Consider the following 14221-nt stretch of genomic DNA (forward strand, 5'->3'; position numbering starts at 1 on the left):
AGCTGACAATATACAAATATCAAGCAAGTACCACAAAAATCAAACCTTAAATTATGGAAGACGAAAAACACTTCATTTTAGCCCATTTCATAGAGGTTTTAGATTGTATTTTTCACTTTTAGACACATTTTGATTCAAAAACAATACTTTCCTCCTGTTTTTTAATGCTTTTTGGACTAATTTGTTACTATTTCATTGCGTATCTTTGTAGGTACAAAACCCTGTTGTATGATTGCTCCTATTGCTGGATTCTCTAAATTTTCCAAAGAAGAAAAGATTGAATGGCTTGCAAATACGTATTTTCACGATCGTGAAACGGTAATTTCCATGTTGAAAAGATATTGGAATTCCGACGAAAAACTACAAAAACTTCACGATGAGTTTATTGAAAATACCATTACCAATTTTTATCTCCCGTTAGGCATTGCACCAAATTTTTTGATTAATGATCAGATGTATGCGATTCCAATGGCAATTGAAGAAAGTTCCGTTGTAGCTGCTGCCAGTAAAGCCGCTAAGTTTTGGTTAGATCGTGGTGGATTTAAAGCAACGGTGTTGAGTACGGAGAAAGTAGGACAAGTGCATTTTATGTATTTCGGAGCCAAAGAAAAACTACAGCACTATTTTCATCATATAAAACCTGAATTGTTTGCTACTACGAATCATATTACTCAAAATATGGAGAAGCGCGGTGGCGGAATTACCAATATTGAATTGCGCGATAAAACCGACGAACTCAATGGTTATTATCAATTGCACTGCACGTTTGAAACCGTGGATTCGATGGGTGCAAATTTTATCAATTCGTGTTTGGAACAGTTTGCCAAAACCTTTGCAACTGCTGCGGAAGCGTTTGATGCTTTTTCAGCTGAAGAGAAAGACATTCAAATTGTCATGAGTATTTTGTCGAATTACGTGCCAAATTGTATTGTAAAAGCCGAAGTAAGCTGTCCTGTAGCAGCATTAACCGAGAGTGAATCGGTAGATGCTAACGAGTTTGCAGCAAAGTTTATTCGTGCCATAGATATTGCCAAAACTGAACCGTATCGCGCTGTGACGCATAATAAAGGCATTATGAATGGTATTGATGCTGTTGTACTCGCCACAGGAAATGATTTTAGAGCAGTGGAAGCAGGAATTCATGCGTATGCCGCTAAAGACGGAAGGTATTCAAGTTTGACACATGCCGAAGTTGCGGATGGTATTTTTAGATTTTGGATTGAAATTCCGTTGTCATTAGGAACTGTTGGTGGTTTGACGTCTTTGCATCCGTTGGTGAAATTGGCGTTGGAAATGTTGGGAAAACCGAATGCCAAAGAGTTGATGCAAATTGTTGCCGTAGCAGGATTGGCACAAAATTTTGCTGCAGTACGTTCTTTAGTGACCACAGGAATTCAAAAAGGGCACATGAAAATGCATTTGATCAATATTTTGAATCAATTGGAAGCTACCGAAGCTGAAAAAGCGTACTTTGTAACTTATTTTAAAGATAAAACCGTGACACACAGTGCAGTTGTAAATGCATTTACAACCTATAAATCAGAAAATGCTTCATGAAAGAATTCTACAGTAACGGAAAATTACTACTCTCAGGTGAATATGTCGTTCTCGATGGTGCCAAAGCATTGGCTATTCCTACGAAATACGGACAAGCTATGACTGTAACTCCTATTGATTTGCCCAATCCTATTGAGCCACCAAAACTGGTTTGGAAGAGTTTTGATTGTAGAGATATTATTTGGTATCAACGTTCTTTTGAAATCAGTGCTTTTGGCACTGAAGGTTCGTACTATGAAACTATTAGTCAAACATTACATGATATTTTATCGGCAGCCAAGCAGTTGAATCCTGATTTTTTAAATGGCGAAACTAGTTTTGAAGTACAAACAACTTTAGGCTTTCCACAAGATTGGGGATTGGGTTCTTCTTCTACACTCATTCATAATATTGCGCTTTGGGCGGAAGTAAATCCGTATGCATTACTTTGGAATTCGTTTGGAGGAAGTGGTTATGATATTGCCTGTGCAAAACACAACTCGCCCATTATCTATGAGGTGCATCAACAGCAACCAAAAGTAACAGAAATTGAGTTTTCGCCTTCATTTAGCGATCAGTTATACTTTGTACATTTAAACAAAAAACAAAACAGCAGAAACGCCATACAACACTACAACGTACAAAAAGGGACGATTGCCAATGAAATGAAAGTCATTAGCACGATTGGTATGGAAATGACAAAAACAACTTCGTTGGTAGATTTTCAATTGCTTTTGAAAGAACACGAACAGTTGATTGGAACTATTATTAGAGAAACGCCTATACAACAACGCTTGTTTGCTGATTATTTTGGTCAAATGAAAAGTTTAGGTGCTTGGGGCGGCGATTTTGTGTTGACCACAGGAAACCAAGATACAACCGCTTATTTTGAAGCCAAAGGTTATACAACTGTGATTCCTTTTAAGGAGATGGTTTTAGGTTCTTAAAAAAGAGCAACATATTTACCCAATTATAATTGAATACACATCTTGCTCTTAATGAAATTTACTGTCGATTACTTGCAATGCGCTCCGTTAGAATGACAAAACAATCCGTCAGACCAACGATCAATATCACAACGATAACATTGTGTACAATGCTGCCCGATAGATAAAATTCCTTTTCCTTGTACAGTTGCCATTTTTTGTGGATTCAAGTTTGAAATAGCTTTTTTACTAAGTTTAAGTGAAGTGCGATTCTTGTTTTTCATGATTAAATAGTTTTAAGTTTTTTTGAATTCTGAAGTAAACCTAGAGATTAATCATTTGATAAAAAAGAAGAGTTGGTGAGGATTTATAAAATATCATCAGCGTTTTTCCACTACGGAATTACAATAAAAAAACCTGTGAAATTTACTTCACAGGTTTTTTTTATATGTATTTGAACAGGAATTAGTAAAATTCTCCTCTGTTATCTTCTATTTCTGATGAGCTTTTTAGCGCATCGGATACTGAACTTAATGCTTTGGAAACTCTTTCAGTGCGCAGTGCATTGCTTTCCGCTAAGTAGGTATCTTTTGCTGGAGCCTCTTCTTTGGAAACCACTTGAATTATATATACCCCTGAGTTCCCTTCTATTAAGCGTGAAGTAGCTCCTTGCTCTAGTGCAAATGCAGTTCCCACTACTTTTGGCTCTTCTCCTGCCCCAGGAACGATTGGTGACAACATCGATAATGAAGTTGCTTGCTGTTCTACATTGCCTGATGCTGATGCCAAAGCTGCCAATGTTGTTGCAGATGCATATTTTTCTTTGATCATCGCTGCCTTTTTCTCGTTTCTTAATATTGGCAATACTCTTGAAGAAGCTTCAGAAATTGATGAAAGTCCTGCTGGATTTTTTCCAGTAAGTTGTACTATGATTGATCCGCCAGGAATGTTCATACGACTGATATCTCCAACATTGGTATCCTCTCTAAATGCCCATTTTACTACCGTACGTTGATCTAACAAACCAGGAATTCCTTCTTGCAATTCCTTGATATTGTTTGCCACTTTCACTTCGTAATTATTTTCTTTAGCAATGTCTATAAATGGAGCCTCTGATTTTTGTGCGTCAGATTCAAACTTAGATGATGTTGTAAATAAGTCTTTTAAGGTTTCTTCCGTTACTTCTACTTCACCATTGATAGTTGCCAATTTTACTACATCTTGCTTATTTTTTTGATCTTCTACTTCAATGATGTGATATCCAAAAGGAGATTCTACCACGTCTAAAGCACCAACTTCTTGTTCATACACAAATTCTTTAAATGTTGGTGTTAATCGTGCAGAACTGACATTATTGAACCAATCTAAATCTCCACCTTTGTCTGCCGTTGGCGTATCATCTGAAAACTCTTTAGCTAAGTCTGCAAATTTTGATCTGTTTCTTTTGATCAATTTCAATAGACTGTCTGCTCTATTTTTTGCTTCTTCTTTTGTTCTAGTTATTGCTGGATCTGCTCCTTGTGAACCTACAAAACGAACTAAAATATGTTTCGATTTTACAGAATCTGGCAATTGCTTTGTTTCAAGCAATCTTGAAATTTTGTACTTTTCACCTACTTTGTAAGGTCCGTATACATCACCTACTTCCATTGCCATGATATCATTGGCAAACTCTTTTGGCAATTGATTTTTGTATAAGAAATTTTCTGGCTCGTTTGTTTCTGTTTGAATGTTTGCAAATGCACTTGCATCTTCTGCATCTTCAAAACTTTTTTTCAACTTTTCGATTTCTGCTTTTACTAAGTCTTCGTCTGCTTTTGATGGCGCTTCAGGGAAAAACACATATTGAAGATTTCTCGACTCTTCTACTTGGAACGCAGATTTATGGTTGTCAATATATTTTTGAACATCACTCTTTCTTACTTCTACTAACGAATCTGCAATAGAAGTGTAAGGAACACGTACATATTTGAACGTTACTTTGTCGTTTTCTGCTTTGTACGCTAGTTCTCCTTCTTTTTGTGTTACAATTGAACCTGCTTTTACTAAGTTGTTGTACAACGCTCTTTTCGCATTGATGATTGTATAGCGCTCAGTTTCTAACCAGTTTTGGTATTCACCTGCTTTCTCAGGCATGTTTTTCGTCGCTTCTAAATTGTCAATGTATTCTTTTAGTTTTGCTTCCACAAAAACACCTGACTCATCTTTGAAACGCTCGTCGTTGATAATATTAGGGCTTGTGATTAAAAGACTCCATATTTCATCTTTTTCAATGGTAATTCCTAATTCGTCAAGTTGTTGCGTAATCAACATGTTGCTCACCTCTTGATCCCAAAGTGAATTTGCAATTTGCATAGAAGATTGTCTTCCACCATATATACTTTTAGCATATTCTACTTGGTTTTGAAACCTTTGGTAAGGAATGCTTTCTCCATTGATATTTCCTATTTCTGTTGATTGCTTTTCTCCTCCGCTATTGTTGTTAAATACGTCAGATATTACAAAAGCAAAAAGTGCCAATCCAATGATTAAGATTAGTACTAATGTGCGCTGTCTAATTTTTGCAAGAATTGCCATGTATCTTCAATTTTATGAAATTCAGTGGGCGAAAATACAATTTCCTAGTAAATAATAAAAGAAGAACAGCGTATTAATTCGTTAATTTTTGGGATTTTAATCCTCAGAGAGAATTTGTAGTTCAATTGTATCAATTTTAGTGTTCGATACTTCTATGATGGTAAATTTTAAGTTGTTGATCACAATGATCTCATCTTGTTGTGGAATTTCCTCCGTTTCACTCACAATTAAACCTCCTAAGGTTTCATAATTTTCACTTTCAGGAAGATTGAGTTTGTAGGTTTCATTGATATAATCTACTTCTAATCGCGCCGAAAATAGATATTCATACGCGCCGATGCGTTTTTCTAAAAGTTCCGTAACATCGTGTTCGTCTTCTATTTCGCCAAATAGTTCTTCTACAATATCTTCTACGGTTACAATTCCGGAAGTTCCTCCATACTCATCTAACACAACTGCAATACTTTTACGCTTTTTTGTCAATACGTTGAGCACATCGTTTGCCAACATTGCTTCTGGCACAAATACGACAGGCAGTACAATGCTGCGGATGGTTTTTGGTTTTTTGAAAAGTTCAAACGAATGAATGTATCCGATAATATCGTCAATCGTGTTTTTGTACACTAACACTTTGGAATACCCTGTTTCCGAAAACAGTTTGGCTAAGTTTTGCGTTGTTTCATGCAGTTCAATTGCCACAATTTCCGTTCGCGGAATCATGACTTCACGGGTTTTTACTGCTGAAAATTCTAAGGCATTTTGAAATATTTGAATTTCCGAATCTATATCTTCATCATCGTGTCCGGCTTCCATTTGTTCCGAAATGTAATCGCCCAATTCTACTTTGCTGAATTCGAGTTGCACTTCATCGCCTTCTGTTTTGAAGAATTTTTTGAGCACCACATTCGAAATCCACATGACAAATTCAGAAATCAACCAAAATAATTGATAGAAGATATATGCTGGGAATGCCAAAAATTTCAAGAGACTGTTGGCATATACTTGAAAGAATACTTTGGGTAAAAATTCAGCCGTTACTAAAATAACTAAGGTTGAAATGATCGTTTGAAAGAGCAATTCGTATTCTACCGTAATGTATTGATTGAGCCAAGGCGCATCGTGAACCCACGCCGTAATTAAATCGCCCATAAAAAACCCATAGATCACCAGCGCAATGTTGTTTCCAACAAGCATGGTTGCAATGAATTTTGAAGGTTTTTGTGTGAGACGTCTCAGTATTTTCGCAAGAATTCCATCCTGCTTTTTTTCTAGTTCGATATGAATTTTGTTTGCGGAGACGTACGCGATTTCCATACCTGAGAAGAATGCAGAAAACAGTAATGCCGTTACAATAATAAGCACCTGTATTTCCATTTATTGATCGTTGTTATCTTTTTTGTAATCTTGAAATTTTTTCTCGTAATGTCTTCTAAAGAAGAACATGAAGAGCGAAACTACTGTGAATGCAACAAATAAATAATCTACAGTACCATCAGCTTGCCAAACGGCGATTACTTTAAAAATGGATAATGCCGCTACAAGAAGATAAATGTATTTTGTATAACTTAAAACTTTCACCTTGATTTGATTTTGTTAGATTGTTTGAATTTTATTTGTCGTTTTCCTCTATCGGAATGGTACTATCATAGATTTCATGTGCATCAATAATGGTCAAATTTCTATTGAAGTCGATTCCATTCGTTCCTTGCAAAAGTACGCCATATTCGTTGCTCCACTTGAATTCTCCTTCCGTAAAAATCCATTCGCGATCTTGATCCCAATATAATTGTGGCGCTTCCAAAACGTTTCCGTCGTGTGTTGTTAATACCACATTTCCTTGTAAATCTACTAATCTTGTGTCACTATACAAAATAGCATAGTCAGAAGTTACTACACTTTTATTGTTTTCTTCATCAAAAAACTCCAACTCTATTCCGTTTGGGAATTCCATGAACGGGAATTTTTGATTGGAAAAATCTTTGTTATACGGACTTCTGAGAGTAGATTTCACTTTTCCAGAATCCGTATAGATTAAAAACATATTTTCGGCTTCACCCACAGGAAAACGTTTGGTATACGAAAGTTTTTGGATTTCGCTAAAGTTATCCTGACATGAAAAAAGCATTGCCACAATGAATATTGCGACAATGCTTTGTAAGATATGTTTTTTATGTATGATCATTTTATAAACTTGGAACTCTCACGCTTCCGCCAATCCAACAGTTTAATGGAATGGATTCTCCTCCTTTGTATCCTTTGCTGAATACATCTGATTTGCTTGGCGCAGATTTCATGTATGAATCTACAGTTCTGTTAGCAATACTTTTTAACGATGGATCAACTTGTCCCGCTTTTCTAGCCATTTCTGCTGCTTTCCAGTATCCTGCTCTTTTGGTAAACTCGTCGTTTCCACACTGGTTTACACTTGAAGCGTATAATTGTGCAATTTTTAAGTACGCTCCACCTAATGATGGATTGTTTTTTACTGCATCTAAGTAATACTTTCTAGCTTTCGATTTTTGACCTCTTTTCTTCGCTTTTGAAGCAATTTTATATAATAATGTCGCTTTTCTAATTGGATCTTTCTCCATATCTAACGACTGATTTAAGTATTCTTCCGCTCTTACTAAGTTTCCTTTTCTTTCGTAAATACCCGCCAAATATCTTTTAGAGTTTGCAGATGGTTCTAAGGCATCTACTGCTTCTACTAATTCTACAAATAATGGATCTTCATCACAACCTTTAGCATCTAGTCTTCCAGCAGCTCTTTTTAGCCATAAAGCATTGCTTCTGTTTGCGTCAAAGTTCTTTCTAAATAAAGGAATTAATGTTTCACACGTAGATACTTTTTCGATTAACGATTCCATGTTTCCAGAGAAAATTGCAATTGCTTTTACATTGGTATCTGCTACTCTTTCCGTTCTCTTTTCTTTAGAATCTAGCTCTTTTCCTGCGTCTTTTTTAGCGATTAATTTGTTTTTAATTTTCGCTAATCTTTCACTTTCTGACTCAAATTTTTCCGTTAATTCTTCAAACTTTTGAATTAAGTCTTCCAATAATACACCTGAATCACCTGTTTGGTACATTCCGTAGTATAATTCAAAATACTGATATAGTGATTTTGGATTTGTAAAGTTGGCCAAATCTTCTTTGAACGCTTGGTCAAATATATCGTACTGACTTTTTACATCGCCAATTTTATAGTCAACCATTAATGTTCCGATATCCGCCAAAACATCTCCTTTTTTAGTCTTCGCAGGGACATTTGCGAGTCTCTCATTATACAGTTTAATTAATTCTTCAACAACTGCTTTTTTATTGTCAGCTTTTTTAAGTTTCGCCTTGTAAATTCTTTCACCATATGCATAAATAGCTGAACTCGCCGTTGGACATTCTTTTCTTAGCTCGTTTAGCTGTCTTTCAGCTTCATCATAGTTTTTAGCTTTCGCATTTTCAGCAAAAAGAGATAACTTCGTCTTACAATCCTGTGCATTTAAAGTTGTGAAGCTCGCTACCGCAAACAACCCTGCAACCAATAATGTAATTGTCTTCTTCATTTCTTTAATATTTATCGATTAATTGTATTTTCTTTTGACAAACCATTTATCATTTAGTGACAAACTTAATTGAAAGTTTACATAATTCTCTTTGATCAATCCGGAGTTGGTGGTACCTCTTCTTCCGAACTCTACTCCTAGGTTTACATTTGATAATGATCTTGCCACTGGTAGTCCTACTCCAAAAGATATGCCAAAATCATTGATGGCTTCATTTCGGATCATGATTCCTGTGTCTTCATAACGAATTCCAGCTCTGTATGTAACTCGATCCCAGTAACTTGTAAACGAATTGTATTTTGGAATGAAAAATCCTCCAGCAGCAATTTTTGAGCCGTTTTCGTAATTTACGTTTTCAATTATCGTCAATCCATTTCCGAAGTCGCTATTGTTTTGCAAGGTATATTCTGCACCAGCAAACCATTTATTTTTTTCGCCAATTCCTGCTCCAAATGCAAGTCGTGTTGGCAATACTAAATCTGTTTTTGCTCTGTTTCCTAAATCAACTTCATCTATTTGCCCAGGACTGATATCTTCTCCGCCTGCTCCAGTAATGTTTAATGCGGTGAGTACACGAGAATTTCGTGATGTTAAATCCGATTGTGGTGAGAATGTAAGTGATGTTGTTAAGGAAAGTTTGTCATTGAATTTGGTTTCATAGTACGCTCCTAAGTTATAACTCAACCCACTGAGTTTAGATTCATCTCTGGAACGTGTTCCATAGTTTAACGTTCTAAAAAACAATCCATCTTCATTTAATTCTCCTAAAAATTCGGTGTTTTGATTTTCAATGGTACCAAAGTTATAATTTACCGTACCACCGACTGAAAATCCTTTGGAGATTTTATATCCCATAGAGAAAAATACGGAGTTCAAACCGCCTTCACCTTCGTATTGTGCAAACTTATACGGTGCGGATGGAAATCCAGTTTCTCCAATTCCTTCAAAGCTGTATCCAACCGAAGTGAAAGGAACCAAACCAAAACCAACTCCAATTTTACTTGATATTGGAAATGCTACTGCCAAGTAATCTAATGAAGTAGAAGAACCTTTGTCTTCTCCTGCACCACTTTCTAAGCGCAACTGATTGTAACTTGCTCCAAGTGTGTATGTTGTAAATTTTAGATTTCCGTACGCAGCAGGATTTTGTAAGTTGATGTGGATACTGTCTGAAAAGACACTAATGCCACCCATACTTCTATTTTCTATGGTTCCGTTGAACTTTAAATCGCCTATTCCGAGGAATGAATATGGGGAAGACGTTCCTTGCTGTGCAATACTAATTTGGCTACTGAGCAACAAAATCAATAATCCTAAAAACTTTCTAATCATTATATCTTTTATATTCTAAAATATTATTCAATCCTTGTAACAAGAATTTTGAATTCGCAAATATGGTATTTTTTAACCTTTTAGCCAAGAAATTAGTGTCGCCGCCTGTTAAAATAACTGTTAAATGTTGAAATTGTTCTTTATATCGGTCAATTATTCCATCGATTTCGGTGATTACTCCTACGCTTACACCTGAATGAATTGCGTTTTCTGTAGTGTTACCAATGTAACTTTCTGGTATCTTGGGTGCTAATAGTGGAAGGTTTGCAGTTAATAGGTTGAGTGATGTGTATCGAAGTTGGAGTCCTGGAGAAATACCGCCGCCTAGATAGATTTCTTTGTCAGTTTTGAAATCGTATGTAATACACGTTCCTGCGTCAATAACGAGTACATTCTGCTTTGGATATTGGGTAACGGCGGCCACAACGAGTGCAATTCTATCCACACCTAAAGTTGCTGGAGTGGCATAGTTGTTTTGAAACGGCACTTTTGTTTTGTGAGTTAGGGAATGTACTTTGATACTGAGATTTTCCAAAAATTCTATAGTTTCGTCGCTCAATGTGGTGACGGACGATGTAATCATTTGATCAATTTCGGGATACTCTTGTAAAATTTTTGCAATTTTTTTTTGGAACTGTTCTTTTGGAAAACTTTCATGCGAAAGCATTTTATCTTCCTGAAAAACAGCTATTTTTACATACGTATTTCCTGCATCTACAATTAAATTCATTCGTAGTTTTTTGAGATTGCTAATGTAAGAAACGTTTTTTTTGCAAAATAGTTTTGTCAAGTTTAAAAAACACTTATATTTGCATCCGCATTTGCGACTGGTGCCTTAGCTCAGTTGGTAGAGCAAAGGACTGAAAATCCTTGTGTCCCTGGTTCGATTCCTGGAGGCACCACTAATAAAAATGCTAACCCTTGATAAACAATGTTTTATCAAGGGTTTTTTGTTTTAGATACGGAAAATGGGCTGGAAAATTTTCTAATAAAAACTATTAGAATACACGTCAAAGTGAAAAATTTTCGGTAAAATCCGAAAAAATGACAATGAAGCATGAAAATATTTCATTAAAACTTATGAATTAATAGTTTTATTTTCTAAATAATAAACATTTCACTGTTTTATGAATAATAAATCAAGAAATTTGCTTAAAGAATTTTTATCTATAATCATTCATTAAAAGTATGTTAAGAAATATTAATGCTTTACTTATACCATAAGTAATTAAAGAGCCATAAAACATTTTCTTCACAAAAAACTAACTTGATTTATATATCAAGTTAAAATGCATCAAAAAAAAGACCTGTTTTCACATATAAGATATGTTCAAAACAGGTCTTAACTTAAGTCATTTCTCAACTAGTGAGTAACATAAGATGTCAATGTTCCTGTATTTTCGACGACACAGAACAAAAACAATATTTTGTAAATATACAAAAATCTGCAAAATTATTCTTCACTATTGTCTGAAACTACGGAGTTAAGCGTATGTTGGCAAAATCATTTTACTTATAACACTCAAGCAAAATGCAGTATTCCCGATAAGTCCAAAAAAGGGAAAAATGGTTAACAACCATATTCTTCAACTCACAAATAATTGAGGTAAACATATCAGTTGAATTTAGTTTAAGTTACAAGATTATGAAAAATATTTTCAATAAATTCATTGTATCTTTTTCTAAAACACTAGCTGTATCGTCAAGCATTTTAAAGAAAGTTAATTGCCTATTCAAAAACAATTTTTATAAGGTTCATAAAATTACTCAAAAGTTATTAGTTGTTGTTTCGCACAAATTAACGCATTCAATAATTATAGATTCTGCTGTTATTAGTGAAGTAATTGCAAATACATCAAATCAAAAAATAATAACTGAATATTATTTAATAGATATTTCATTAACCTTAGCAATACACATAGCTTATCTAATCTTAAAGGATGTTTATAAAAAACTGCGACAGTTCGTAAAATAGTTAAAGATCAAAACAATGAGGTCGTCTAAAAATTAATTTTTAGGCGATTTCTTCTTATTGTTTTGTTAGTGTGAGATCAAAAGGAATTTTGAAAGGATTAGGTGCCGTATTCCCAACCTCTTTGTAGTAAATAATATTCCATTTAAGTTGAGGATTACAACCAATTGTAGAACACGGTAAATATTCAATATCCAAACTTGGAGATGGCTTTAAACTCTTTGTAGATATTCTGTCATAAATTACAGTTGTTGGCTCATTATAGAATAAATTCATTTTGTTGAGATTGCTGAGATCGAAACCTGAACCAACTATTTTCAATCTAGCAGAGTTACTAAAATCTCCCAATGTATTGTATATTACTGTTCCATTTTCTTCATATTTAAAGCGCGCATAAATCTGATCACAATAATGTTTTCCTATGCTAAAATGTGTTTGCTTACTAAAGACCAACGTTAACTTCTTATTTCCATCATCATAGTGCCATGTACCCAGAAATTTATCTAAGTCTCTATTAATGTCTTTAAAATAATAACTCTTATTAGAGTCTAAATTGTCGTGACTTCCCAGTTGATGAATAGATATTATTTGATCTTCCTGGGCATATGTTAAAGATATACATGCCATAAATATTAAGAATATTACCTTTTTCATTGTTTAAATTTTTATAATTTTCGCCAGTCTGTAATTGTGTTACCATCATCGGCTATCGTTGCTTGGTAAACCGAAATCCCCATAGATTGACCATTTACACTATGTGTATTTATGAAATTAACTACTCTTTTCACAAAGTCAGCATCACTTAGGTTTTGAGAATCTTTAAGCACTAAAAGCCTAAAGGTATATAAAAAAACCTCATAATGGGAATCACTATTCTTTATTGACGTAGCTGCATTTTGCGCCTCATCCTTATCGTTAACAACTAAAGCAAAAGTGCCTTCCCTTGTTATAAGAATAGATGTTACTTTGTCTTTATTTTCATCCGCAACATCATCAATATTTTCAAAAAACTCTAAGATATCGCCTTGTGAATACATAGGAGAGGGAATTTGATTTTCTAGAATCGTTCCATCATCTAATTCAACATCAGCTTCATTTACATGTATGTGAACACTAACAATTTCACCTGTTACATAACGAGGCACATAACTTACCGATGCACCATTACGAGTTGTTGCTTCACGAGCTCCAAAAACACTATCGGAGATTAATCTAAAACGGGCTCCTATCTCTTTTCTATCAGTTGGAATTTTAGCACGATACTCAATCATTTTTGCTTTTATAGTATCGTCATTAGAATAATCCGTTAACCTTTGCTTAATTTGTTCTTGATTCAAATCTATGAATGGCTGCGTTACCACATCGGGATCACTTGGCAGATCATCATTTGAACCATCATTGGTTCCTCCACCTCCACCAGCTGTAGGATTCCCTGTTGAACCAGATGGTCCGCCACTACTACTGTCAGGACAATCATATTCTACAACTAAATATTCATAGCATGGATCGCCCGTAAGCGTATGCTGACATTGATTCTGTATAACGTTTCCATTAGTTGTTGAAGAATATACAAACGTTTCATTTGTATCGGGCGTGAGATGATACACTGTAAAATTAGTGGTACATGGAAGTGGTAGCGAATTTTTGGGTGCTACAACTGAAAAATCTAAATCAATAGATTCATCTGAAATTGTATAATTACCTGTTAAATGACCAGTCTCTATGAATACTTGTTTTTGACCAGCACTTAGATGATAAGTTATAATATTTGCTTCATAATCATCATCTGAAGGCACGTAAGTAAAAACTATATTCTCAATTAAATTTTCAGCACTGTTGGAGCGTCTCATTGAAAACGTGTATGAATGTAAATTACCATCCATATATTCAATATACTGAGTTTCATTAGTGTAAACTACAATACCATTTTGTACATCATAATAATCTTTATCAGAATTTGGCTTATTATCTGTTTCCGATGTAAAAAATTGTAAGCGACTAAGTAAATTCTTGTTTTGTTGATATTCATTTTTGGAAATAATCCTCGAAGTAAAAGGAGAGTCTTTAAGATTATTTTCATCCGAAATGTCATCAACATGATCCTTTAGACAGGCATTAAAGAATAGTCCAATCATTAAAAATAATGACAAGAACAGTAACTTTTGTTTTTGGCTCATCTATTTAACGTTTATTTTTAAACACCTAAAAGTAAGAAAAATTGTGTTTTTTCGCAATATTTTCATCTAAGTACAACATCTGATTTTTTTTAAAATATTCTCTGCATTCAAATCCGTTTCTTCAATTCTTTGTCAAAGCTAATC

The 14221-nt window shown here is 34.6% G+C and carries 12 protein-coding genes and 1 tRNA gene; 3 read left to right on the forward strand and 10 right to left on the reverse strand.

Features of this window, described 5'->3' with window-relative positions; all coding sequences use genetic code 11:
• Window positions 1-228: 228 nt before the first annotated feature.
• Both KORDIASMS9_RS02355 and KORDIASMS9_RS02360 read left to right on the forward strand, forming a co-directional pair.
• The gene (locus KORDIASMS9_RS02355; RefSeq protein WP_114901310.1) at window positions 229-1557 is read left to right on the forward strand and encodes a hydroxymethylglutaryl-CoA reductase, degradative; all 1329 of its coding nucleotides are present in this window, start codon (window positions 229-231) and stop codon (window positions 1555-1557) included.
• Window positions 1554-2483, forward strand: a complete 930-nt coding sequence (locus KORDIASMS9_RS02360; protein WP_114901311.1) for a GYDIA family GHMP kinase — start codon at window positions 1554-1556, stop codon at window positions 2481-2483. Before KORDIASMS9_RS02355 ends, KORDIASMS9_RS02360 begins: the two co-directional genes overlap by 4 nt.
• Window positions 2484-2551: 68 nt before the next feature.
• On the opposite strand, the gene KORDIASMS9_RS02365 is transcribed toward KORDIASMS9_RS02360, so the two are convergent.
• The 8 genes from KORDIASMS9_RS02365 to KORDIASMS9_RS02400 form a co-directional block, all read right to left on the reverse strand.
• Window positions 2552-2746 (reverse strand): hypothetical protein, encoded by a 195-nt coding sequence (locus KORDIASMS9_RS02365; RefSeq protein ID WP_114901312.1) that lies wholly within the window; start codon window positions 2744-2746, stop codon window positions 2552-2554.
• Between the two features lie 181 nt (window positions 2747-2927).
• On the reverse strand, window positions 2928-5039 hold the full coding sequence (locus KORDIASMS9_RS02370; RefSeq protein ID WP_114901313.1) for a peptidylprolyl isomerase: 2112 nt from the start codon (window positions 5037-5039) through the stop codon (window positions 2928-2930).
• A 96-nt stretch (window positions 5040-5135) separates the two neighbouring features.
• Window positions 5136-6413 carry a hemolysin family protein gene (locus KORDIASMS9_RS02375; protein ID WP_114901314.1) on the reverse strand — a complete coding sequence of 426 codons (1278 nt, stop codon included), beginning with the start codon at window positions 6411-6413 and terminating at the stop codon, window positions 5136-5138.
• Window positions 6414-6617, reverse strand: coding sequence for a hypothetical protein (locus tag KORDIASMS9_RS02380; RefSeq protein ID WP_114901315.1), 204 nt, complete (start codon window positions 6615-6617; stop codon window positions 6414-6416). It abuts the gene before it with no gap.
• Window positions 6618-6648: 31 nt separating this feature from the next.
• Window positions 6649-7221: an LPS export ABC transporter periplasmic protein LptC gene (lptC, locus tag KORDIASMS9_RS02385; RefSeq protein WP_114901316.1), complete on the reverse strand. Its 573-nt coding sequence runs from the start codon at window positions 7219-7221 to the stop codon at window positions 6649-6651.
• Between the two features lies 1 nt (window position 7222).
• The gene (locus KORDIASMS9_RS02390) at window positions 7223-8596 is read right to left on the reverse strand and encodes a lipopolysaccharide assembly protein LapB (protein ID WP_114901317.1); all 1374 of its coding nucleotides are present in this window, start codon (window positions 8594-8596) and stop codon (window positions 7223-7225) included.
• 18 nt (window positions 8597-8614) lie between these two features.
• Window positions 8615-9928, reverse strand: a complete 1314-nt coding sequence (locus KORDIASMS9_RS02395; RefSeq protein WP_114901318.1) for a hypothetical protein — start codon at window positions 9926-9928, stop codon at window positions 8615-8617.
• Window positions 9921-10658, reverse strand: a complete 738-nt coding sequence (locus KORDIASMS9_RS02400) for a type III pantothenate kinase (protein WP_114905120.1) — start codon at window positions 10656-10658, stop codon at window positions 9921-9923. Before KORDIASMS9_RS02400 ends, KORDIASMS9_RS02395 begins: the two co-directional genes overlap by 8 nt.
• 99 nt (window positions 10659-10757) lie before the next feature.
• Between KORDIASMS9_RS02400 and KORDIASMS9_RS02405 the strand changes: the two genes are divergently transcribed.
• A tRNA-Phe gene (locus KORDIASMS9_RS02405) sits at window positions 10758-10830 on the forward strand.
• A 1127-nt stretch (window positions 10831-11957) separates the two neighbouring features.
• Here KORDIASMS9_RS02405 and KORDIASMS9_RS02415 read toward each other — a convergent pair.
• Window positions 11958-12554: a DUF6705 family protein gene (locus tag KORDIASMS9_RS02415; protein WP_114901320.1), complete on the reverse strand. Its 597-nt coding sequence runs from the start codon at window positions 12552-12554 to the stop codon at window positions 11958-11960.
• 11 nt (window positions 12555-12565) lie between these two features.
• Window positions 12566-14077 (reverse strand): hypothetical protein, encoded by a 1512-nt coding sequence (locus KORDIASMS9_RS02420; RefSeq protein WP_114901321.1) that lies wholly within the window; start codon window positions 14075-14077, stop codon window positions 12566-12568.
• Window positions 14078-14221: the final 144 nt, after the last annotated feature.

This window comes from Kordia sp. SMS9 (genome assembly GCF_003352465.1).
Lineage (GTDB): Bacteria > Bacteroidota > Bacteroidia > Flavobacteriales > Flavobacteriaceae > Kordia.

Coding starts and splice junctions, on each gene's coding strand:
- KORDIASMS9_RS02415 (WP_114901320.1), bottom strand. CDS start 12,554: ATGAAAAAGGTAATATTCTTAATATTTATGGCATGTATATCTTTAACA.
- KORDIASMS9_RS02360 (WP_114901311.1), top strand. CDS start 1,554: ATGAAAGAATTCTACAGTAACGGAAAATTACTACTCTCAGGTGAATAT.
- KORDIASMS9_RS02365 (WP_114901312.1), bottom strand. CDS start 2,746: ATGAAAAACAAGAATCGCACTTCACTTAAACTTAGTAAAAAAGCTATT.
- KORDIASMS9_RS02420 (WP_114901321.1), bottom strand. CDS start 14,077: ATGAGCCAAAAACAAAAGTTACTGTTCTTGTCATTATTTTTAATGATT.
- KORDIASMS9_RS02375 (WP_114901314.1), bottom strand. CDS start 6,413: ATGGAAATACAGGTGCTTATTATTGTAACGGCATTACTGTTTTCTGCA.
- lptC (WP_114901316.1), bottom strand. CDS start 7,221: ATGATCATACATAAAAAACATATCTTACAAAGCATTGTCGCAATATTC.
- KORDIASMS9_RS02390 (WP_114901317.1), bottom strand. CDS start 8,596: ATGAAGAAGACAATTACATTATTGGTTGCAGGGTTGTTTGCGGTAGCG.
- KORDIASMS9_RS02370 (WP_114901313.1), bottom strand. CDS start 5,039: ATGGCAATTCTTGCAAAAATTAGACAGCGCACATTAGTACTAATCTTA.
- KORDIASMS9_RS02400 (WP_114905120.1), bottom strand. CDS start 10,658: ATGAATTTAATTGTAGATGCAGGAAATACGTATGTAAAAATAGCTGTT.
- KORDIASMS9_RS02355 (WP_114901310.1), top strand. CDS start 229: ATGATTGCTCCTATTGCTGGATTCTCTAAATTTTCCAAAGAAGAAAAG.
- KORDIASMS9_RS02395 (WP_114901318.1), bottom strand. CDS start 9,928: ATGATTAGAAAGTTTTTAGGATTATTGATTTTGTTGCTCAGTAGCCAA.